This is a genomic window from Staphylococcus sp. GDX8P54P (assembly GCF_017893165.1).
GTDB classification, from domain to species: Bacteria; Bacillota; Bacilli; order Staphylococcales; family Staphylococcaceae; genus Staphylococcus; species Staphylococcus borealis.
Genome location: NZ_JAESMM010000022.1, coordinates 49,216 through 69,515, shown reverse-complemented (window position 1 = coordinate 69,515; position 20,300 = coordinate 49,216). Strand labels below are relative to the sequence as shown.

The 20,300-nt window shown below is 32.5% G+C and carries 18 protein-coding genes; 8 read left to right on the top strand and 10 right to left on the bottom strand.

Annotated elements, in window-relative coordinates; translation table 11 throughout:
* Window positions 1-102 precede the first annotated feature (102 nt).
* Complete coding sequence (locus KA909_RS08370) at window positions 103-1,479, bottom strand: membrane-associated protein TcaA (RefSeq protein WP_075108070.1); 1,377 nt, start codon at window positions 1,477-1,479, stop codon at window positions 103-105.
* Window positions 1,480-1,590: 111 nt separating this feature from the next.
* On the bottom strand, window positions 1,591-2,049 hold the full coding sequence (locus tag KA909_RS08365; RefSeq protein ID WP_107629005.1) for a MarR family transcriptional regulator TcaR: 459 nt from the start codon (window positions 2,047-2,049) through the stop codon (window positions 1,591-1,593).
* Between the two features lie 165 nt (window positions 2,050-2,214).
* Here KA909_RS08365 and KA909_RS08360 point away from each other — a divergent pair, with 165 nt between their 5' ends.
* On the top strand, window positions 2,215-3,171 hold the full coding sequence (locus KA909_RS08360) for a YdcF family protein (RefSeq protein WP_193839026.1): 957 nt from the start codon (window positions 2,215-2,217) through the stop codon (window positions 3,169-3,171).
* Between the two features lie 172 nt (window positions 3,172-3,343).
* Here the strand turns inward: KA909_RS08360 and KA909_RS08355 are convergent, their stop codons facing one another.
* Both KA909_RS08355 and KA909_RS08350 read right to left on the bottom strand, forming a co-directional pair.
* Window positions 3,344-4,009: an ABC transporter ATP-binding protein gene (locus KA909_RS08355; protein ID WP_075108072.1), complete on the bottom strand. Its 666-nt coding sequence runs from the start codon at window positions 4,007-4,009 to the stop codon at window positions 3,344-3,346.
* Window positions 4,009-5,064, bottom strand: a complete 1,056-nt coding sequence (locus tag KA909_RS08350; RefSeq protein ID WP_075108073.1) for an ABC transporter permease — start codon at window positions 5,062-5,064, stop codon at window positions 4,009-4,011. Before KA909_RS08350 ends, KA909_RS08355 begins: the two co-directional genes overlap by 1 nt.
* 135 nt (window positions 5,065-5,199) lie before the next feature.
* Between KA909_RS08350 and KA909_RS08345 the strand changes: the two genes are divergently transcribed.
* The 3 genes from KA909_RS08345 to KA909_RS13510 are packed head-to-tail and all read left to right on the top strand — an operon-like array spanning window position 5,200 to window position 7,539.
* The gene (locus KA909_RS08345; protein WP_053028646.1) at window positions 5,200-5,874 is read left to right on the top strand and encodes a response regulator transcription factor; all 675 of its coding nucleotides are present in this window, start codon (window positions 5,200-5,202) and stop codon (window positions 5,872-5,874) included.
* On the top strand, window positions 5,867-7,240 hold the full coding sequence (locus tag KA909_RS08340; protein ID WP_193839025.1) for a sensor histidine kinase: 1,374 nt from the start codon (window positions 5,867-5,869) through the stop codon (window positions 7,238-7,240). Before KA909_RS08345 ends, KA909_RS08340 begins: the two co-directional genes overlap by 8 nt.
* On the top strand, window positions 7,228-7,539 hold the full coding sequence (locus tag KA909_RS13510; RefSeq protein WP_075108076.1) for a DUF3021 domain-containing protein: 312 nt from the start codon (window positions 7,228-7,230) through the stop codon (window positions 7,537-7,539). Before KA909_RS08340 ends, KA909_RS13510 begins: the two co-directional genes overlap by 13 nt.
* A gap of 74 nt (window positions 7,540-7,613) precedes the next feature.
* Here KA909_RS13510 and mqo read toward each other — a convergent pair whose 3' ends face one another.
* Complete coding sequence (gene mqo, locus KA909_RS08330) at window positions 7,614-9,092, bottom strand: malate dehydrogenase (quinone) (RefSeq protein ID WP_070854589.1); 1,479 nt, start codon at window positions 9,090-9,092, stop codon at window positions 7,614-7,616.
* A gap of 308 nt (window positions 9,093-9,400) precedes the next feature.
* Here mqo and KA909_RS08325 point away from each other — a divergent pair, with 308 nt between their 5' ends.
* Complete coding sequence (locus KA909_RS08325; RefSeq protein ID WP_193839024.1) at window positions 9,401-10,552, top strand: glycosyltransferase family 4 protein; 1,152 nt, start codon at window positions 9,401-9,403, stop codon at window positions 10,550-10,552.
* A gap of 511 nt (window positions 10,553-11,063) precedes the next feature.
* Here the strand turns inward: KA909_RS08325 and KA909_RS08320 are convergent.
* Window positions 11,064-12,665 (bottom strand): L-lactate permease, encoded by a 1,602-nt coding sequence (locus tag KA909_RS08320; protein ID WP_075108078.1) that lies wholly within the window; start codon window positions 12,663-12,665, stop codon window positions 11,064-11,066.
* 375 nt (window positions 12,666-13,040) lie between these two features.
* On the opposite strand from KA909_RS08320, the gene KA909_RS08315 reads away from it, so the two are divergent.
* Complete coding sequence (locus KA909_RS08315; RefSeq protein ID WP_193839023.1) at window positions 13,041-14,729, top strand: CDP-glycerol glycerophosphotransferase family protein; 1,689 nt, start codon at window positions 13,041-13,043, stop codon at window positions 14,727-14,729.
* A gap of 76 nt (window positions 14,730-14,805) precedes the next feature.
* On the opposite strand, the gene KA909_RS08310 is transcribed toward KA909_RS08315, so the two are convergent.
* Window positions 14,806-15,321: a GNAT family N-acetyltransferase gene (locus KA909_RS08310; protein WP_193839022.1), complete on the bottom strand. Its 516-nt coding sequence runs from the start codon at window positions 15,319-15,321 to the stop codon at window positions 14,806-14,808.
* Between the two features lie 162 nt (window positions 15,322-15,483).
* Between KA909_RS08310 and KA909_RS08305 the strand changes: the two genes are divergently transcribed.
* Window positions 15,484-15,717, top strand: coding sequence for a twin-arginine translocase TatA/TatE family subunit (locus KA909_RS08305; protein ID WP_107629235.1), 234 nt, complete (start codon window positions 15,484-15,486; stop codon window positions 15,715-15,717).
* A complete protein-coding gene (gene tatC, locus KA909_RS08300) occupies window positions 15,659-16,414 on the top strand; it encodes a twin-arginine translocase subunit TatC (RefSeq protein ID WP_075108082.1) in 756 nt (251 codons plus the stop codon). The genes KA909_RS08305 and tatC overlap by 59 nt, the downstream gene beginning before the upstream one ends.
* Window positions 16,415-16,481: 67 nt before the next feature.
* On the opposite strand, the gene KA909_RS08295 is transcribed toward tatC, so the two are convergent.
* The 3 genes from KA909_RS08295 to efeO are packed head-to-tail and all read right to left on the bottom strand — an operon-like array spanning window position 16,482 to window position 20,291.
* Window positions 16,482-18,227: an FTR1 family iron permease gene (locus KA909_RS08295; RefSeq protein ID WP_193839021.1), complete on the bottom strand. Its 1,746-nt coding sequence runs from the start codon at window positions 18,225-18,227 to the stop codon at window positions 16,482-16,484.
* Complete coding sequence (gene efeB, locus KA909_RS08290) at window positions 18,208-19,434, bottom strand: iron uptake transporter deferrochelatase/peroxidase subunit (protein WP_193839020.1); 1,227 nt, start codon at window positions 19,432-19,434, stop codon at window positions 18,208-18,210. The genes KA909_RS08295 and efeB overlap by 20 nt, the downstream gene beginning before the upstream one ends.
* Window positions 19,431-20,291, bottom strand: coding sequence for an iron uptake system protein EfeO (gene efeO, locus KA909_RS08285; RefSeq protein WP_053028659.1), 861 nt, complete (start codon window positions 20,289-20,291; stop codon window positions 19,431-19,433). Before efeO ends, efeB begins: the two co-directional genes overlap by 4 nt.
* Window positions 20,292-20,300: the final 9 nt, after the last annotated feature.

Genomic DNA, 20,300 nt, shown 5'->3' with positions numbered 1-20,300 from the left:
ATTTACAAAATAGCATCATTACATGATTGATAAGCGAGGCTTTATTGTTATAAGCAATCATATTAAACTATTTCTTATCCTAAACACTTGGTATTGTTCAATTTATTTTGAATCAACGAGTTGAAGATTCCCGGTATGATGATCCTCAGTTAATTCATAATCCGTAATTTCATATTGACCATTACTATTCAGATGCTGCACTTTAGTGTTAATCGTGTTACCTTGTTGACTGGCACTAATAATTTGTGGATTTATGAAAGCAGCTGAATGATTTAAATTATTTTCTATCATTTTATAGATGCTGGATTTATCTTTTAAAAATGTGCTTACTAAATTAAAGTTACCTTGAGAAATAGCGCTATTTAGTGTTAAAGAATAATTGTTAAAAAAATGACTCAATTTTGTTTTTAAGCTATTTTCTTCAGCTTCTTTTTCTTCAATATAATCACTAATCTCTTCATCATCAAACTCTAATACTGCACTATTAATATTACCTAAGTCTCTTGCTTTAATTGTTTTAGTCTCTGTACGGAATGTTTTTCCTTTAGCCTTTCCTAAGGCAGATACGGTCACATCTTTCGTTTGAGGATACGGTCCATACTCTCTAGATCGACTGTATTTCATTTGTTTATCATTAATTTCAACTTTTAGTGAGTTTTTGTCTAAGTCACTTTTTCCTTTTAATTTTACGGTTAATAGTGCTTCATTGAAATTTTCATTTACTTCAACTGTGTTTCCTTTACCATATCTAAAATCAAATTTAAGCTGACCGCTAAATGTGCCATACTCTGTTTCCTTTTTAGCATCAATAGAATATATGCCTGGAATATATCTACCAAGTGACGTTGTTTTATTGGCATCAGCAATAACCGTTTTCTTTTTACCGCCATCTTTGAACTCATATTTCGTATCAAGCTTAGGTTTAACAATTGCTTGTTTTGTTGGTGCGGTGTAACTCATATTATCAAATATGAGTAATCGAGTTCCGTTTTTACTCACACGTAAGTAATTATTACCCGCACGTGTTTTTAAATTAATTGCCTCTTTGGAATCACTTTTATTTAATGTTTCAACAGTTGATCTAATATCATGTGCAAATTTTTTCATACCGACTTCACTTCTAATGTAGTCAATATAGACGCTCGCTTCATCCGAATCGATATGAGAATTTTTAGAACTTAATAACGTTGCGACCTTTTGTGAATCATTATTATCAATAGCATTAACTAAAATTTTAGTTTGCGCGTCAGGCGTGTTATAATTCCTTACCAATAAAAATACAATGATGAGCAATATAACAATAAATGCAACGATTGCCCAAGGAATAAATTTTTTAATCTTAATATTTGATGTGTTGGTTTGAGGGGTATGGATTTGCTTGTCTTTGCTGTCTGATTTTTTATATTTCTTCCCACAATTAGGACACTTGTTCAGATTATTATTGTCAATTTTCTGTCCACATTTCGGACATGTACTCATTTAGTCACCAACTTCCCCACTACTATATTAAATTTAACGATTGATATTGTACGTTCAAGTTAAGAATATGATATCTATTATATAATAATCGGTCTAAAGCTTCATACTAATTTAAACTTTTGAATTAAATTTTTTTACTCTTTCATCTATTATATATAATACACTTAACGCTTTCTCAATATCTTTACTTGATAAGTCTGCCACCATATCACTGACAATGTCACTAACAATCTCATTATTTTCTTCAGTATATTGACGACCTTTGTCTGTTAAAACAACATATTTCAGGCGTTGATCGATATTGTTATTAGATTTTTGTAATGCTACGAAGCCACTGTCAATGAGTTTCTTGATACGTCTACTCACCGCTGCTTTATTAACACCTTGCTTCTCAGTTATTTCTGTAATTGATAATGCATGATGATGGCTTAGTAATCTGAGTACATTGGATTGTTCCATTGAAATGCCATACTTACTTTGTTGATCTTTTAATAGCTTGGCGGTTAAAGTATTGGTATCATCGATGAATTGTTTCATAAATTCGATGTGGTTTCTAGAAATTCTGCTCATTGCTTTACTCCTTGTTAATTAGTCATCCATTACGTTTATACATACTCTGTTAAATCATATCAATAAACAATTCTCTTGAAAACCTCATTCCGTGGTTAATAGTTGCTAAATGGTAAGTGGTTCGATTACATTTATATATATATAAAGAAATTCGAGGTACTTCCTATGTTCGCAATTATTTTAGCTCTCATTGTGTTATGTATTGTAGTAGGTGTATTATTCAATGTAAAACAACTTTTAAATTTAACAACATTTATAATAACTGTCATATTGTGCATGATGATTACCGTCATAAATGTATTAACAATGACAATACCTACTACACTCATACTACTTATGATTATTACTACGCTTGGTTTACTACTGAAACATTATCATCTTTTTACACTTAAAAAAGGAAAAACATTTTTAAATAAAATGATAAAACATCTCATATTAGGTGTACTATTCACGGCGATTCTTGCATACCTTAGCACGATGCCCATTCCTATCATCAATGGCATCTTCCTATGGCTTACGATGGTTGCTATAAGCACATGTTATGCATTCTTACTCTATATGGCTTGGTCTTCGGCTTTAGGTCGTATAACCACGCAAAATCAATACGCGTTAATTATGGTATTGGGTGCTGGTATATTCACAAAGAACGTTACACCGATGTTAGCTGATAGATTAAATCGTGCACTAAGCGTTTATCATCAACAAAAAGGGACATGCAACGTGCTTGTGAGCGGTGGCCAAGGACCTGATGAACCAATATCTGAAGCATTGGCGATGAAACATTATTTAATTGATCACGAGGTTCCTGAGTCTAATATTATCGTAGAGGAACAATCAACCAATACCTTTGAAAACTTTTATTATTCTAAAAGAATCATAGGCAATCTATATAAACATCCTCCTAGTATACTTTGTGTCACAAGCCAATTTCATATTTTACGCGGCATGAGATTTGCACAAATAAATCAAATGAAAGTCGATGGTATTGGAAGTCATACACCCTATCATTTCTTTAATGTTGCGTTGATTAGAGATTTCTTAGCACTTATGTATCAATATAAACTACTCTTAACCATTTACTTTGCAATTTTATTTTTTGCATCAATTTATATCTTATTTTAAAACATAAAGATGGGAGTTGGATAGAATTCTATACGAATTCATCATCCAACTCCCAATTGATTATGCTTGTATCATCGTTTAATGACATATGTTAGTCGTGCTCGCTTCTTGTCTAACTATTATTATACGATTTACTTTATACAATGATTAACTACTTCAATATTTGTACTTTTTATAACTCTATTTTACCATCTTCTATTTTAACCACTCTATCTGCATATTCAAATAATCTTTTATCATGCGTAATCATAATACCAATCATATCTTTGGTTTGAACTTGAGATTTAATCATTTGAACAACAGATGTCGCTCTATCCGCATCTAAACTTGCTGTCGGTTCATCCGCTAATATAATTTTAGGTTCATTCATAAAGGCCCTCATAATCGCCACACGTTGTTTTTCTCCTCCAGATAACAAATGTGGATAAACAGCTAGACGATGACTCAAGCCTATTTCATTGAGTAGTCTCTGCGCTTTCTCTTTAGCCTCTTTACGTTTACTTCCCGCTTCTTTAGCTACAATCGTTAATTGTTCCTCCACAGTTAAATAAGGTACGAGATGCGATGATTGAAAAATAAATCCGATATCATTTAATCTTAGACTGGTTTTATCTACATCATTAGAGAATAATTGCTTATCATTATATAAAATATCTCCACTTGAAGGACTTAATAATCCCCCTAAAATATTTAGAAGTGTTGATTTACCTGAACCAGATGCGCCACTAAGAATAATAAACTCGCCTTGATTGACCTCAAAATTAATCCCTTTTAACACTTCAGTTCGAGCATCTCCACTACCAAATGTTTTAGTAATTTGATTAAGTTGTAATGTCATTATTCCATACCTCCAATTGCCTCTATCGGATCTACTCTTAGTACTTTTATAAAGGATAGTAATGCACCTATTAATCCTACGATTAGAAATACGGCAATCATTAATAATACCTGACTATAATTTAAATAAAATGGCATTGTCACTGGCATAACCGTATTCAAAATAAGTATGACAATAAATGCTAAAATAACGCCAACCATTGTTGTTAAAACAATTTGTAGTAAAAGTGCAGTTAATAAATGTTTGGTCTTAATACCAATAGCTTTTAGAATACCTATTTGAGGGATCTTTTGAATCGTCATCACATAAAAGAATGCACTTAATACGATAGCTGTAATAACAAATAAGCTAATAATCATTAAATTAAGTGGCATTTGCTCTGCCTGGTAACTAGCAATGTTATCTGTTAACGTCTTTTCGTTCACTACTTTTATACCGTCTATTTGATTAAGTGACGCTTTGTCATCTTTATTTATATTTTCAACAGGGTAGAATGTTGATATTTGCTTATTCATTGATTCAAACGCTTCTTTATTCATTAATATCATTGAACTATGGGAATACATGGTTTCATTCATTATCCCGCTTATTTTATAGCGCGTGTCATGCCCTTTAAATGAAACGTAATCTCCAACTTTCAAATCATTTCCAGTTAATTTTTCACTTATAGCGATTTCATCTTGTTGAGTTGGATAGCTACCAGTTATAAGTTTTGGCTTAAGATGTTTTGGTGTGCTAAATGTAATAACATCTTGCTCGTCTTGATTGATTTTAAGTGTTTGTGTGCCTATTTGCGTGGCATCTTGATGAATGATATCTTCTATTTTATCTTTCTGAGACTGATTCATCTGTGAACTTTCTAACTTAGGCTCTTTATTATCTTCAACAATATAATGTTCTGCCGGCATATTGTTTAAATATGATATATTTTCTCGTGCTAATCCTTGTGCTAATCCGCTAATAAATAGAACCATACTTCCTAATAAAAAGATGATTAACATGATTAATGTGTAACGAAATTTATAAAATTTTATTTCTTTCCATGCTAAATTCATACTTACTACCTCCCACTGCTATTTCAATACACAGTTTAATGACACAATATGAACTGAATATGAACTTTAATGGAATTTGTTTTTTGATATAGTTATTCATATAATCATGTTAAATATATTAAAGGAGTAATAATGATGGTGAAGTGTTTAATTGTGGATGATGACTACAAAATATTACATTACGTTTCTCAGCATCTCGAAGCGGCTCAAATTCAAACCGTTACACATGCCAGTGGAGAAAACGCATTACAATACCTTACAAATAACCAAGTTGATATTGCTGTAGTCGATATTATGATGACTGGTATGGATGGATTTGAACTGTGCCAAGTGCTAAAAAATGACTATGACATACCTGTTATTATGCTAACAGCACGAGATGCGCTAAGCGATAAAGAACGTGCATTTGTGAGTGGAACAGATGATTACGTTACGAAACCATTTGAAGTGAAAGAATTACTATTTAGAATTAAAGCTGTACTAAGACGTTATCAAATTAATTCTCAAGATATTATAAAATTAGGCAATGTAACTTTAATTCAAGAATATATGGAAGTCATTGTTGGATCCAAAAATGTAAATTTACCTACTAAAGAGTTTCAATTATTATTTTTATTATGTGGTCAGCCAAAACATATTTTTACGCGCAACACATTAATAGAGCGCATTTGGGGGTTCGATTATGAGGGAGATGAAAGAACGATAGACGTACATATCAAACGACTACGTCATCGTCTAAATCAATTAAATGCCACGATTGAAATACAAACGGTTCGTGGACAAGGATACAAGGTGATTACCCATGTTTAAATCTCTTTATACACGTATTGCAATCTATACAATTACCGTTATTCTATTTAGTGCTTTAGTAAGCTTTCTATTCGCTAATATATATTACCATTTCAATTTAAAAGCACATAATGATACTAAGATAATGCGTACTTTAAAAGAAGCACGACAATTTCATGCCTCTTCAAATCAGTCTGAAAGTCAAGCCTATTTCAAACACCTAGGCGATATGAACTATCAAATTATGATTGTAGATCGTGCACATCATAAAACATTTTATGGTGAACCATTTCGCCAAGACACGATTTCAAACGCCGCGATCAACCAAGTTCTACAAGGCGAGGACTATCACGGTATCAAAAATAAGCCATTCGAATTATTTGTAACTGGATTTTTTGATAATGAAACAGATAATACTGTAGGCGTCCGCTTTACCCAAAATCATCAACCGCTTGCCGTGTTTATGCGTCCAGATATAGGCGAAACCTTTAGTGAGTTTCGTACTTTCCTTTCAGTATTATTAATTTGTTTATTAAGTATTTCAATCACCCTAGTTATCGCATCAACTTATTCAATCATTAAACCTATAAAAACGCTAAAGCAAGCTACAGAGCGTTTAATACACGGGGATTTCGATACACCCATTTATCAAAGTCGTCATGACGAAATCGGCACACTACAATATCGATTCGACGCTATGCGTCAAGCATTAAAACAAGTCGATGATATGCGACAACACTTCGTTCAAAATGTTTCACATGAAATCAAAACACCATTAACACATATTCAACGTTTACTTACAGAATTACAATTTACAGCGACGCAAGAAAAAAGGCAGACATACATTGATGAAATTCACGACGAAGTAACTCGATTAAGTAATCTCACAAAGGAATTACTTCTCCTATCAGAATTAGATAATGCCAATCATTTACGCTTTGATGATCATATGCACATTACTACGATGATTAAAGAAATTATACGTCATGAGCAATTCGAATTAGATAATAAAGATTTAATGTTGTTGTCTGATTTAAGTGACGTTTATTTCCAAGGAAATAGTCGTTTATTACATCAAGCATTCTCTAATCTTATTCAAAATGCGATTAAGTACGCTTCAATTGGTGGTACAGTTGAAGTTAGGCTTTCTCATGAGCATAATGATTCAATTTTATTTAGTGTCAATAATGAAGGAAATACGATTCCATCAGAAACTCAATCACATATTTTTGAGCGATTTTATAAACTGAACGAGCAAGATAATAGTAATGGCTTAGGCCTAGCCATTACGCAATCAATTATTAAATTACACCAGGGCGAAATTAGCGTGTCTAGTGACGTACAACGAGGTACTACCTTTACGATTAGACTGACATCAAACTTATAAATATATGCCATTTATATCATCATTTAAACCACTTACACAGTGAGAACGACCGGATACTTATTTTTACGCATACAGACTGGAGTATCACACGTGCTACGCTATTACATTTCATATTTAGCTATATTGGTTTACTGCCCATTGGTATTTTAGCCGGATGGTTTTCAATTAAAATTTCAAATATTTTGATATTCACATTTTATTTCATCATTATATATTTGATGATTTGGATTAAATCTTACTTTACAAACAAAAAGTACGTTACAGAAATTAATCGACAACTAAATAAAAGGGAGAAATAAAAATTGGCTAGTTACTCATGGAATTGAATTAGAGTAGCTAGCCAATTATGTGTTATCTATACAAACTAGTGCGATTATTTAACATTTAAATATTTTTGAATTTCTTTATTTACTGCACGATAAACGTCTTCATGTTCAGTTAATTTAAGACCGAATGAAGGTACCATTTCTTTAATCTTAGGAATCCAGTTTTTAAACTCATTACCATAACAACGTTGTAATAAATCAAGCATAATATCTACTGCAGTAGATGCACCTGGAGAAGCGCCTAATAAGGCAGCAAGTGATCCATCATCCGATGTGATGACTTCTGTACCAAATTGTAAGTTCCCTTTGCTATCTTCGGTATCTTTGATCACTTGTACACGTTGTCCTGCAACAATAACTTCCCAATCTTCATCTTTCGCATTAGGCACAAATACACGTAAATCATTCATACGATCCTCATGCTTTAACATCAGTTGTGAAATAAGGTACTTCGTTAAATCCATTTCTTTGATACCTGCTGAAAGCATCGTTAATACATTATTTGGTTTTACTGAACGTATTAAGTCTAAATTTGAACCTGTTTTTAAGAATTTAGGTGAAAATCCTGCAAACGGTCCAAATAATAAAGCACGTTCACCATTTACAAATCGCGTATCTAAATGAGGCACTGACATTGGTGGTGCACCGACACTTGCTTTACCATATACTTTCGCATGATGTTTCTCAATCACGTCTTTATTCGTGCAACGCAAGAATAAACCACTTACTGGGAAACCACCAATATGTTTTGATTGCTTAATACCTGTTTTTTGTAGAAGTGGCAAACTTGCACCGCCAGCCCCAATAAATACAAATTCTGATTCATATGCCTTGCTTTGACCAGAATTTAAATCTTTAACTGTCACTTTCCAGTTTCCATTATCAAGTTTCTCAATATTTTCAACTTCTTGTTTATAAGATACTTCTACATTTCTATCTTTTAAATTAGAAATAAGTTTCTTTGTTAATGCACCGAAGTTTACATCTGTACCACTCTCATCACGAGATAATGCTATAGGCACATGTGATGTTCTTCCTTCAACCATTAACGGAACCCATTCTTTAATTTTGTCACGATCTTCAGTAATATCCATTTTTTCAAATAGAATATTTTCTTTTAATGCTGCGACTCTGTTTTTAAGAAATTTCACATTAAAGATACCTTTAACAAAACTCATATGCGGCACAGATTGAATAAAGTTAGCAGGATTCTCTAATTGACCTGTTCTAACTAAATGTGCCCAAAACTGCTTAGAGACTTGGAATTGTTCGTTGATTTTAATTGCTTTCGTAATGTCAACGGAACCTTCCTTACCTTCTTTAGTGTAATTTAATTCACACAGTGCAGAGTGCCCTGTCCCAGCATTGTTCCAAACATTTGAACTTTCTTCACCAGATTGTTCTAATTTTTCAAATATTTTAATTTCTTTGTCTGGAGATAATTCTTTTAATAACGTTCCGAGTGTTGCGCTCATTATACCGCCACCTATTAAGATGACATCTGTTTTGCTATGTACTGAACTCATAACAATACAGTCCCCCTTTTTTTCACATCTTTAGTCGATAGGATATTGACCTTGGCTTAATAAATTAAAACGCTTTCTTTATTTATTAAAATTTTTAATATTAACTTTACGCTATACGTAAAATCGACTTTTTATTAACTAGTTTAATTATATACATAATCCCCCCATGAAAAAAGTGTTTACATAAAGTTTTCATCTTTTAATAGATAAAGCAGGGTCGATAGACGATTCGAATGATATTGCTATTACTATTAGACATACATAAGAAATGCTATAATTCACTATTATGAATCATTAGAGGTGTAACTATGAAATCATTCACATTTTTTATGCATAATGTCTATGCTTTAGGCGGAACTGTGAAAGCTGTTTCTGAATTAGCTAATACACTTTCCGATAAGGGGCATCACGTAGAAATTATTTCTGTTTTTCGTGCGCAAGACGAACCTTATTTTAAAATAAATAACAATATAAAAATAAAAACACTAATCGACTATCGTTTAAAACCTCAGAACATTAAAGCAATCATTATGAATCGTATTAATAAGTATACTTCCCTATTGAAACCAACCGAAATAAACCATCATGAACCTGGATTAAATCAATTTTCAAAATACGTAGAAAATAAAATGATTAAAGCGATTAAAAAAGTAGATACAGATGTGCTTGTAGGTACTAGAGCGAGTTTTAATATTTTAATATCAAAGTATCATCCTAACGATGTGATGACGATTGGAATGGAACATATGAATTTACAAGCACATCCAGAACACTATCAACAAGATATACTTGATGCGTGTCGTAAATTAGATCTTATTACAACGTTAACGAAACAAGATCAGTTAAATTATGCGCAACATATCAACACACCTGTTTATACCGTTCCGAATATCATCAGACCAGTTAAAAATGATACTAACAAAGAGAATATTATCATGAGTGCGGGTAGATTAGAGTTTGAAAAAGGCTTTGATATTTTAATAGAAAGCATTCGTCGAATTCAAGATGATCTTAAGCGACTCAACTTTAAAGTAGAAATATATGGAGATGGCCAAGAACGCGAGTCTTTGCAACAACTGATTGATCAACATCATTTAAACGATTTAATTACACTTTATAACGCAACGCAACAACTTAATACTAAATTAGCTAAAAGTAAAATCACCGTCGTACCGTCAAGAAACGAAGGGTTTGGTATGGTTGTATTAGAAGCAATGGCGCAGGATAATATTGTTATCAGTTTTAAAGATACACTAGGGCCTGCAAGTATCATCACACATCAGGTTAATGGTTACTTAGCAAATTATGGTGATGCTGGTTCATTAGCAAAATACATCGACATCGCTATGAATCATATTGATGATGCCGACCAGATGGTTCATGAAGGACATGTTACTTTAAAACAATATACACCTACCACTGTTTATGAAACATTTATGTCCGCTATAAATAGCATTTAAACTTAAAGCACTACTCCGCCTCGGTAAGCATCTCAACTTAAGTGAAACGAGAAGTCAAATAAGCCCTACTTTATAAGCTGTCCCCTATGAATGGCCCCTGCACTGAGAAACCGGGTTAATCAGGTTCTACAAGCAAAGCAAGTCGGGGCCCCAGCAAAGAGAATTTCATCAAGAAATTCTACAAACAAAGCAAGCTGGGAGTCGGGGCCCCAACAAAGAGAATTTCACTAAGAAATTCTACAAGCAAAGCAAGCTGGGAGTGGACGACGAATTCAAAAGAATTCTGTCCCACTCGCTGTTCTGCTATCTCTTTTTATCTTTCCGTATATCGCTTGTCTTAAATGACGGTGAAACCTTTTCTAAAATATACACACAACGTATAGTTTGTTTATACAATAAAGAAGCCAGTAAATGAATTTATAAAAAACTCATTTACTGGCTATTTTTCTAGGAATTATGTGCTGCTCTCATCTTCATAAGAACTATATTTATAAGCACTCATTTATATTGATTACAGAATTAGAGATAAGATAAATGTCCAAATACAGATGAAGATTAATAATCCAACACTGTAACGTAATGTCATTTTAAGTAATTCTGATTCTTTACCTACTTCTTTAACAGCAGCAGTCGCGATTGCTATTGATTGAGGTGAAATTAATTTCGCTGCTACACCACCCACTGTATTTGAGGCTACGAGTAATGAACCGCTTGTACCAATTTGTTGTGCAACTGATGCTTGAATTGGTGCGAATAATGAGTTGTTATTAACCACTGATCCAGTCATAAATACACCAATCCATCCTAAGATAGGAGATAATACTGGGAAGACATTTCCAGTTTTAGCAATACCTTGACCCATTGCTGCACTTAAACCACCATATGTAGTGATTTTAGAGATCGCAAGAATGAAACAAATTGTTAATACTGGCAACCATAATTCTTTAAATGTGACACCAAATAAACGTCCTGCATCTCCGAAACTTACTTTCTTAGCCATTAATACTGTGATAATGATTGTGATTAAAATTGCTGTACCTGTTTGTCCAATGAAATTGAAACTTAACATGATTGATTTATTAGCCACTTCACTGAATGTACCTGGTAAAGTGAAGTTAAGCACTAATGCTGATAATTTACCGTTTGGTAAGAATAAGTTTTTAAAGAATGGTGCACTCCAAATCATAACTACAATTGTTAAGATAACGAATGGACTCCATGCATATATAATTTCTTTAGCATTATGGTGTTTCGCCGGCTCAGGTTCCACATCTTTTTGCACTCTGAAAATATGTTTTGGTTGGAATTTTCTTGAGAATAAAGCTAAAGCACCCATTGTTACTAATGGTGGGATGATATCAGCTAATTCAGGTCCGTTGAATACTGTTAATAATCCTTGCAATAATGTATAAGTTACTGATACAACTAAGATAGCTGGTAATGTTTCTTTAACACCTTTTAAACCATCAATGATAAAGATAAGTAAGAATGGTATAAAGAAGTTAATAATTGCTAATGTTAATGTAGAAGTTTGTGATACACCCATTGCATGTACGCCACCTGGTAAGTGGAGTGTATCTACCACACCAACTGGAATTCCGATGGCACCAAAAGCACCAGAAGCAGCATTCGCTACTAAACATAACATTGCAGCTTGTAATGGTCTAAATCCTAGTTGAGCAAGTAATAACGCACAAATTGCGATTGGTACACCAAATCCAGCTGCACCTTCTAAAAACGCATTGAATGCAAAACCAATTAATAATAATTGGATACGTTGGTCTTGTGAAATACTTGTAATACTATCTTGAATCGTATTAAATTGTCCAGATTCTTGAGTGATTTTGTAAAGTAATACTGCCATCATGACAATATAACCAATAGGTATAATACCTTGATAGAAACCTTCTACAACGCCACCTGTTGCAATACCAAGTGGTAATTTAAAGAATGGGATGGCAATAAGTAATGTAACAACCAAAGTTGTGATTGCAGCGTAAATACCTTTCATTTTAAATACAGTTAAGCATAATAAGAATAGAATAATAGGTACTGCTGCGATTAAGCTAGATAATACCAAATTATCAAATGGATCAAATGTTTGAACTAACATAATTTTGACTCTTCTTTCCTTTAGTTTGTATTAATGAACATTCTAGCGATTTAACAATTGAAATGTGAGCATATTTCTAATTGTTATAAGGTAAATTAGTTTGTCGACAAGTTAATCGTGCTAGATTTCACAAATTTAAGTCTTGTGAACTTTTTCACAATAAAAATATACCATCTTTCTACTTAAATGACAATACTATATAGTACTTTTTATAAAATTTTTGTTAAATTTTTAACAAATTAAAAATCCTCTTTTTTCAACAAAATTTCCCAAACTTTTTAATTAATCAATGCTACCATTTTTGTAAATATGAATTTTTCTTAGTCACATGGTAAAATATATTTAAGAAATTTAAGAGTTAAAGGACAATGTATGATGATTAAACAAATAAATATTTCAAATATGCGCCATCTTGCATTACAACTAAACAAAGCGAAATCAGCTGGTTATTCACATTTCATTCCTTATTCAAATGATATTAAAATCAATCATGATATGTTGGAAGCTGTCGCTGCAACACATAATTCAATCGCAGTAGACTATACGATAAATGACTTATATTTAAATGACTGTCGCTATTTTGGCGATGATACATTAATTTTTTTATCATGGATGAAAAATATCAATCATTATCCTAATATCATTTTCAATATTGAACGTGCTTTATTCCATTTATCTAAATATGATATCCATTCTATTATGGATTTAGCCGTCGTTACTGTTTTGAAAGATGAAATCGATATTGATAATCATGTCGTTTTTAATTTCATTCATGAATGTCCGACAAGTAATGCATTTTGGAACTCCTTAGATACATTTGATATTAAAAAAATTAATCACTTTGATTTAAATAAATTAGCTTATATTCATGGACACCCTATTCCATATTCTAAGTTTAAATATCCGGGTAAAGAAGATGAAATGCGCTTTGTAGATAGTTGGCTTATCACTACTAAATTTAAATTACCCAAATGGATTTATAGAAAGATGCAAAATCATGCATTAAAAAAGCATCGTAATCTAAGCTATGTATATGATAAAGATCCTTCAAAAGTTAAAAATCATGTTGTGTTTTTAGGATTTGATTATGGTTATAGAGGTAACTCTAAATATTTATTCAATTATTTTGTGAAGAGAAACCCTACTACTGAAGCTTATTTCATCACAAATGATCGACGTGGACCATACTTTTTACCTACTGATGCAGAAAATAATAAAGAATTAATAGAAACTGCCAAAATTGTCGTTATCGAAAGTTATATGCCCGATGAATTCAAACCAAATGGCACTGTGATTCAATTATGGCATGGAACACCAATCAAAAAGCTCTTCTTAGATAGTAAAGAACCAGACCAAAATAAAAATATCTACAATTATAAGGCCCGTAAGTATAATAAATGGCTTAAACAAGACTACCTTTTAACAGATTCCGAGGCAGCTACGGGCTTGTTTGAAACAGCATTTCCAAATCAACATACGGAACTGATTTCATATGGTTATCCAAGAATAAGTTATTTATGCCACTATCAAAATGACAAAAATCATCAGAAGAAAATTAAAGATGCCTTAAATGTGGATCGAACAAAGCCAATTTTATTATATGCACCTACGTGGCATGCAGATAAAGATGCTACAGAATTAATGACCATCTCTCCAGAATTATTGGAAGCATACCATGTTATTTTCAAAGGTCATGTTGAAGATGATATGACCCTTCCTGAAGGTGCAATTGAAGCACCAAGTCATATTGAAACCCAAGATTTATTATTAGTATCGGATGTTGTAATTACCGATTATTCTTCAATTATCTTTGATGCTTTAACGATTGGCAAAAAGGTATGTCTTTACACACCAAATCATGCGGCTTATCAACAAGAACGTGGTGTATATGATGATGTTATGAATAGTTTATCTAAAGTTTGGTATACAGATGAGGCATTATTGCACAATAATTTAATACATCATTCATTATCTGATATTTCTAACCATCCACTCGTAAACGATAATAATATGTCATTAAAAAAATTAACGCAATTGATGCGAGATATCATTAATCATAAATAAGTATGATAAGGGAGTGGGACAGAATTCTTTTAAATTCGTCGTCCCACTCCCTTATCTAGTTTCAACATATTCTATGCTAAACCTTTCTTTCCATGATTAAATCTATATCAACGACATCACCAGTTATAAATTCATGTTGCCCAGTCACTTTGAATCCATGTTTCTTATAAAATGATAATGCTTGTTGATTATGTTCCCACACACCTAACCAAACTTTACTTTTACTGAGTTCTCGAGCTTTATCGAGTGCCAGCTGGATAAATGTGTGCCCTCTTCCTCCACCTTGATAAGTTTTATAGAAGTAAATCCTTTGAATTTCTAAATAGTCCTCACCCATTGTTTCTGTTTGCGCGTCACCAATATTAAGCTTCAAATATCCGGCAATGTGATTATCTACTTTATAAAAGTAATGAAATGAATTAGGATTATTCAATTCATTTAATAATACTGTTTCGTTATAACTTTTCTTAAAAAATTGTTCGAAATCAGCCTCTGTGTATTCACCCTCAAATGTATCGTAAAACGTTGTTTCTGCAATTTGTCTTAAATCACTAACATCTGTAACTTGAATCATCGTTATTTGTTCAGTCATCATTCAATCCCCCTCATTCATCATGAATTACGTATTTTTATTGTATAAATTATTCCCTATAATCGTCTCGCTATTCAATAAATTCGTTTAATTTGTGAACGGCGAAAATTCCTATTGATAATATTTATCAATGAGTATAAAGTAAAGATGATATTATTATATATGATGAGTGAGGTAATAAACATGTTTGTATTAGGAATTACAGGACCAACCAGTTTAGTTGTAATTAGCATCATTGCTTTGATTATATTTGGCCCTAAAAAGTTACCACAATTTGGCCGAGCAATTGGTAGTACTTTGAAAGAATTTAAGTCTGCTGCAGAAAATATAGATACAGATGAAAGTCACGATACGCCCAGTAAAGAATCAAAACAACAACGAGAACATACAAAATAGCAATACGCTTTTAGGACACTTTGATGAATTACGCGCTCGTCTCGTCAAAGTGTTTATCGCTTTTATTGTTGCAACCATTATTGTATATATTTCATCACATTGGTGGATGAAACCATTTATACATTATATTAAACGTGCACACGTAACATTACATGCCTTTTCTTTTACAGAAATGATTCAAATTTACATTATGATTATCTTTTTTGTAGCTTTATGTTTAATCATACCCATTGTGTTTTACCAATTGTGGGCGTTTATTGCACCAGGACTTCATGCGTATGAACGAGGTTTTATCATTAAATACAGTTTATGGTGTGCGTTATTATTTATCATTGGCGTTGCGTTTGCGTTTTTTATAGGCTTTCCATTGATTATTAATTTCTCTTTGACATTATCTGCCATTTTAAGCATTGAACCAGTTATTGGATTTAAGGCTTACTTACATGAATTAATACGATGGCTACTCATTTTTGGCATTTTATTTCAACTTCCTACGTTATTTATGGGACTTGCTAAATTTGATTTAATAGATGTTAAAGCACTTAAGCACTATCGTAAATATATTTATTTTGGTTGCTTTGTAATAGCGAGTATTATCGCACCACCAGATATCACTTTAAATTTACTCTTAACATTACCACTAATCATCCTGTTTGAGTTTAGTATGCTTATTGCCAGACTATCACATCGCGCCTAAACACAAATAAACCTCAAGCCCTTGTTACATACAGGGCTTGAGGTTTTTATTTGATTATTAATATGTCTTAATGATGCTCAGAAATAGTTTGTTTGTGCTGACGATTTTTGAAAATGAAAAACACAATCAATATAATGTAAATTAATTGCGCTACAATTGACTCAACATTAGGATAAAATCCTATAAAACCAATTGTAGGTAAACCTTCAATGCCATGTTGTGGTAATGTTCCTAACAATTGAAGTTTCTGAATACTTACACCAAGCATTTTGAATGCCATTACAAAAATTAAAATTGAAAGCACTCTAAAGATGTAATAAATAGGTATAAGTTTGACTATGAATCTAAATAGTAATGCAAAAATGATCAATATAACAATCGCTAATGCAATACCAATCACAAAATCCATTGTCGTAATGCTACCTATCATACCCATATAGAAAATGATAACTTCTACACCTTCACGCAGAACAGAAATCAAACCAATTGTACCTAACAATACTAGGTTGCCATTACTTATCGCATTTTGGTACATATTTTGAATCATGTCATTCCAACGTTTAGCACTTGAACGTCTATGCATCCAAATACCAACCACATACATTAAAATAACTGCGATAATGCCAAGTGTAGCTTCCATGCCTTCACGTAATAAGCCATTATTTCCAAGCGTTTGAATGAAGACTACAGCTAAGGTAATACTTAGAATTAATCCCAATATTGCCCCACCAATAACACTAGCCGTACCTTTATTGTCCTTAACGTTGCGTGTCATTGTCGTTAATGTCATAATGACTAACAATACTTCTAACCCTTCACGTAAGAAGATGATCATGACATCTACAAATGTATAGCCTTCTTGACCTACAGTGTCTTTAATATCTTTATTAATATCTTGTAAGCCTTCTTTAACGCGATCTTTATTGCTTTGATCTAAAATACTTTGGTAATAAGGTATCTTATCTTCAATTGTCGTATATAATGTGCCATTTTTAGTTTGAATTTTACCCTCTACATACGGCCAAATTTGAACAAATTTAGATAATGCTGCATCAGTTTGATCTAAGTGATTGTCTTCTATCCCTTTAATCGCTTTATCTAACTCATCATTAAGTTGTGTTACTTTATATTTTCCATTATCTGCGCTAGATTGTTTTTGATCCACTGTATCAATACTTGTTTTGAATGTTGTCCAAGCATTGTCTACTTTTTTAGTATCTAATGGTTCTTTTTGAATGGCAACACGTAACTGCATTAAATTAACTTCAATTTGACCATATTTACCTTCGTCATAATTTCTGATGGCAGTTTCATGCGTTGTCCAAATTTGATTCAAACTATTATTAATTGATTGTAATTCGGCATCATTTTTATGTTTAATGGCCTTCTTGATTGGTTCATCTTTAGCATCAACTTGTTGCTTTAGTGTTTTAATTTCACCGCTAATATCTTTTGTAGAGACTGCTTCTTCATAAGCGATTAATGATTTTGTTAAATCAGAAAGTTTGTCAGCTTTCGCTTCAGTTGAAGACGCTTTATCTACCGCTTCTAATTTTGACTTTACGTCTTTACCTTCTTTGTTATCTTTAATATTTAAAGATTTCACTTTTTCTTTAATATCAGCGAGTGCATTTTGCTTTTCTTGATTGCTTTTAGCTTTATCTTCTATCGTTGATTTTGCATCAGTTATCGCCACATACACATCACTGATTTTACTATCATCTGCAGCACTAACTTGATGTGGTGGAACTATTCTAATAACGGTGAGAATAAGGATTAACACAGCGATTAATTTAATTAAATAAGGTTTCACCGATGTAACCTCCCTTTTTGACACCTGGCAATACAAGGAAGGATGCAGAACCTCGATGTGTAATATATTCATTAAGCTTATCACTATGACCTAAATTATTTTGAATATCTATAAACTGTTGTGTTGATTTTTGGAAACAAATAAACATTAAACCTGTTTCTAACGCGCCAGTTTTCGCATTTGTTCCATCATTATAATTATAGGCACGACGTTTAATAGATGTTTTAACTTCACGTGCTAGACGCGCATGCGCATTAGGATCGATAACATATTGGCCACTGCTATCTTTCGCATCTAAATCAATATTGTCGAATTCTTTTTTTCCAGTTAATGGTGCACCTGATGCACGTTTACGACCAAATGTTGCTTCTTGTTCTTCTAATGACGTTCGGTCCCAAGTTTCAATATGAATTTGAATACGACGAATAATACAATATGTACCATTTTTAGCCCATCCATCATCGATAAACACATACTTTTTAAGTTCATCATTTTTGCGTGGATTCACTGTACCATCTTTAAATGCCATTAAATTCCTTGGTGTTTCTTCAAGCTTTCCAGATACAAAGCCATTCTGAGACCACTTCATTTTAACTACATCTCTAAATGGTCGAATCAAGTTGTGAATTGCATGAAATGTAACTTGCGGATCGTTTGAACATGCTTGAATCATGATATCGCCATCACTGTACTCATCATCTAACTGATCATTTGGAAAATGTGGTAAGTCCTTAAATCCTGCTGGAATTTTAGATGACATACCGATTTTCTTTAGAAAAGATTTACTAATACCAAACGTTAATGTTAATTTACTAGCCCCTAATCCTATTGATTCGCCAGTATCTACGGGTGGTAATAATTCATTCTGACTATCTTTAGCAGCTGGCGCACCATCTGTCATGTTTACTGACATTTGCGTCCATTTTTTAAACATATCTTTAATTGCATTTTTATCTTTGGTTTTTAAATCTAGTGCGACAAAGTTACAATTTTTTTGTGTTGGCGTTGTGATACCTGCTTGTACACGACCATAAAATTCGAAAGCATCTTTGTCTTCATTCTCAGGTGTATCGAACATCGATTTAAATGAAAGAATACTACCTGCGCCACTAGCACCGATCACAACACCGGCGCCACCTATACCAAGCATTTTTAAGAATGAACGGCGGGAAACTTGGTCATTTTGTTTATCATCTACATTACTCATTCTGTAACCACAGCCATTTTACTTAGTGGTTCACCAAGTGAATTCACAGCATCTGATAATGCTTTTCTATCTTCTTTGGTTACTGCACTATAATCTTTATAACCGTCGCCATCTTTATACTTATCTAGCAATTGATTAACTTTATCGAAATTCTTTTGAATATCTGAACTTAATTTTTTATCTTTTTTATCCAATTCTGGTTTGAATAATTCATAGATTTTTTGTGCACCTTCAATATTTGCCTTGAAATCATATAAATCAGTATGAGAATAAATTTCTTCTTCTCCAGTAATTTTAGAAGTTGAAACTTCATTTAATAAATCAACTGAACCTTGTAGCATTAATTTAGGTGTAATATCTAAAGTATCTGCTTTCGCATCTAATTCTTTAGCATCTTTTAATAATTGATCAGCATCTTTTTTAGTTGTTTCATCTATTTTATTGTCTTGATAAAGTGACTTTTCAATTTTATGATAGCCTGTCCATTGATCTTCTTTTTTCTCTTCTTTCATATCTGCTAAACGCGCATCAATCTTAGGATCTAAATCACCAAAAGCTTCTGCGACAGGTTCTGATCTTTCATAATACATACGCACTTTAGGATATAATGCTTTAGCTTTATCCATATCATCTGCTTTAATTGCCGCAACAAATTTTTCTGTGCCTTCTAAGAATTTATCAAGTTGGCCATCCGTATATTTTTCATATTCTTTGGTAGCTTTTTGTAAAGCGGCTTTGTTCTCACCTTTACTGCTTTGTGACTGCTTGTCTTTGCTACTATCGTCACTGTGACCATTATTGCCACAAGCTGCTAAAAGTAACGATGATGCAAGTAAAATAGTTGGTAATTTTTTCATTATGTATTC

Coding starts and splice junctions, on each gene's coding strand:
- KA909_RS08360 (WP_193839026.1), top strand. CDS start 2,215: ATGTTCGCAATTATTTTAGCTCTCATTGTGTTATGTATTGTAGTAGGT.
- tatC (WP_075108082.1), top strand. CDS start 15,659: ATGAAAGTCACGATACGCCCAGTAAAGAATCAAAACAACAACGAGAAC.
- KA909_RS08310 (WP_193839022.1), bottom strand. CDS start 15,321: ATGACTGAACAAATAACGATGATTCAAGTTACAGATGTTAGTGATTTA.
- mqo (WP_070854589.1), bottom strand. CDS start 9,092: ATGAGTTCAGTACATAGCAAAACAGATGTCATCTTAATAGGTGGCGGT.
- KA909_RS08370 (WP_075108070.1), bottom strand. CDS start 1,479: ATGAGTACATGTCCGAAATGTGGACAGAAAATTGACAATAATAATCTG.
- efeB (WP_193839020.1), bottom strand. CDS start 19,434: ATGAGTAATGTAGATGATAAACAAAATGACCAAGTTTCCCGCCGTTCA.
- KA909_RS08325 (WP_193839024.1), top strand. CDS start 9,401: ATGAAATCATTCACATTTTTTATGCATAATGTCTATGCTTTAGGCGGA.
- KA909_RS08365 (WP_107629005.1), bottom strand. CDS start 2,049: ATGAGCAGAATTTCTAGAAACCACATCGAATTTATGAAACAATTCATC.
- KA909_RS08305 (WP_107629235.1), top strand. CDS start 15,484: ATGATGAGTGAGGTAATAAACATGTTTGTATTAGGAATTACAGGACCA.
- efeO (WP_053028659.1), bottom strand. CDS start 20,291: ATGAAAAAATTACCAACTATTTTACTTGCATCATCGTTACTTTTAGCA.
- KA909_RS08355 (WP_075108072.1), bottom strand. CDS start 4,009: ATGACATTACAACTTAATCAAATTACTAAAACATTTGGTAGTGGAGAT.
- KA909_RS08350 (WP_075108073.1), bottom strand. CDS start 5,064: ATGAATTTAGCATGGAAAGAAATAAAATTTTATAAATTTCGTTACACA.
- KA909_RS08315 (WP_193839023.1), top strand. CDS start 13,041: ATGATTAAACAAATAAATATTTCAAATATGCGCCATCTTGCATTACAA.
- KA909_RS08320 (WP_075108078.1), bottom strand. CDS start 12,665: ATGTTAGTTCAAACATTTGATCCATTTGATAATTTGGTATTATCTAGC.
- KA909_RS08345 (WP_053028646.1), top strand. CDS start 5,200: ATGGTGAAGTGTTTAATTGTGGATGATGACTACAAAATATTACATTAC.
- KA909_RS08340 (WP_193839025.1), top strand. CDS start 5,867: ATGTTTAAATCTCTTTATACACGTATTGCAATCTATACAATTACCGTT.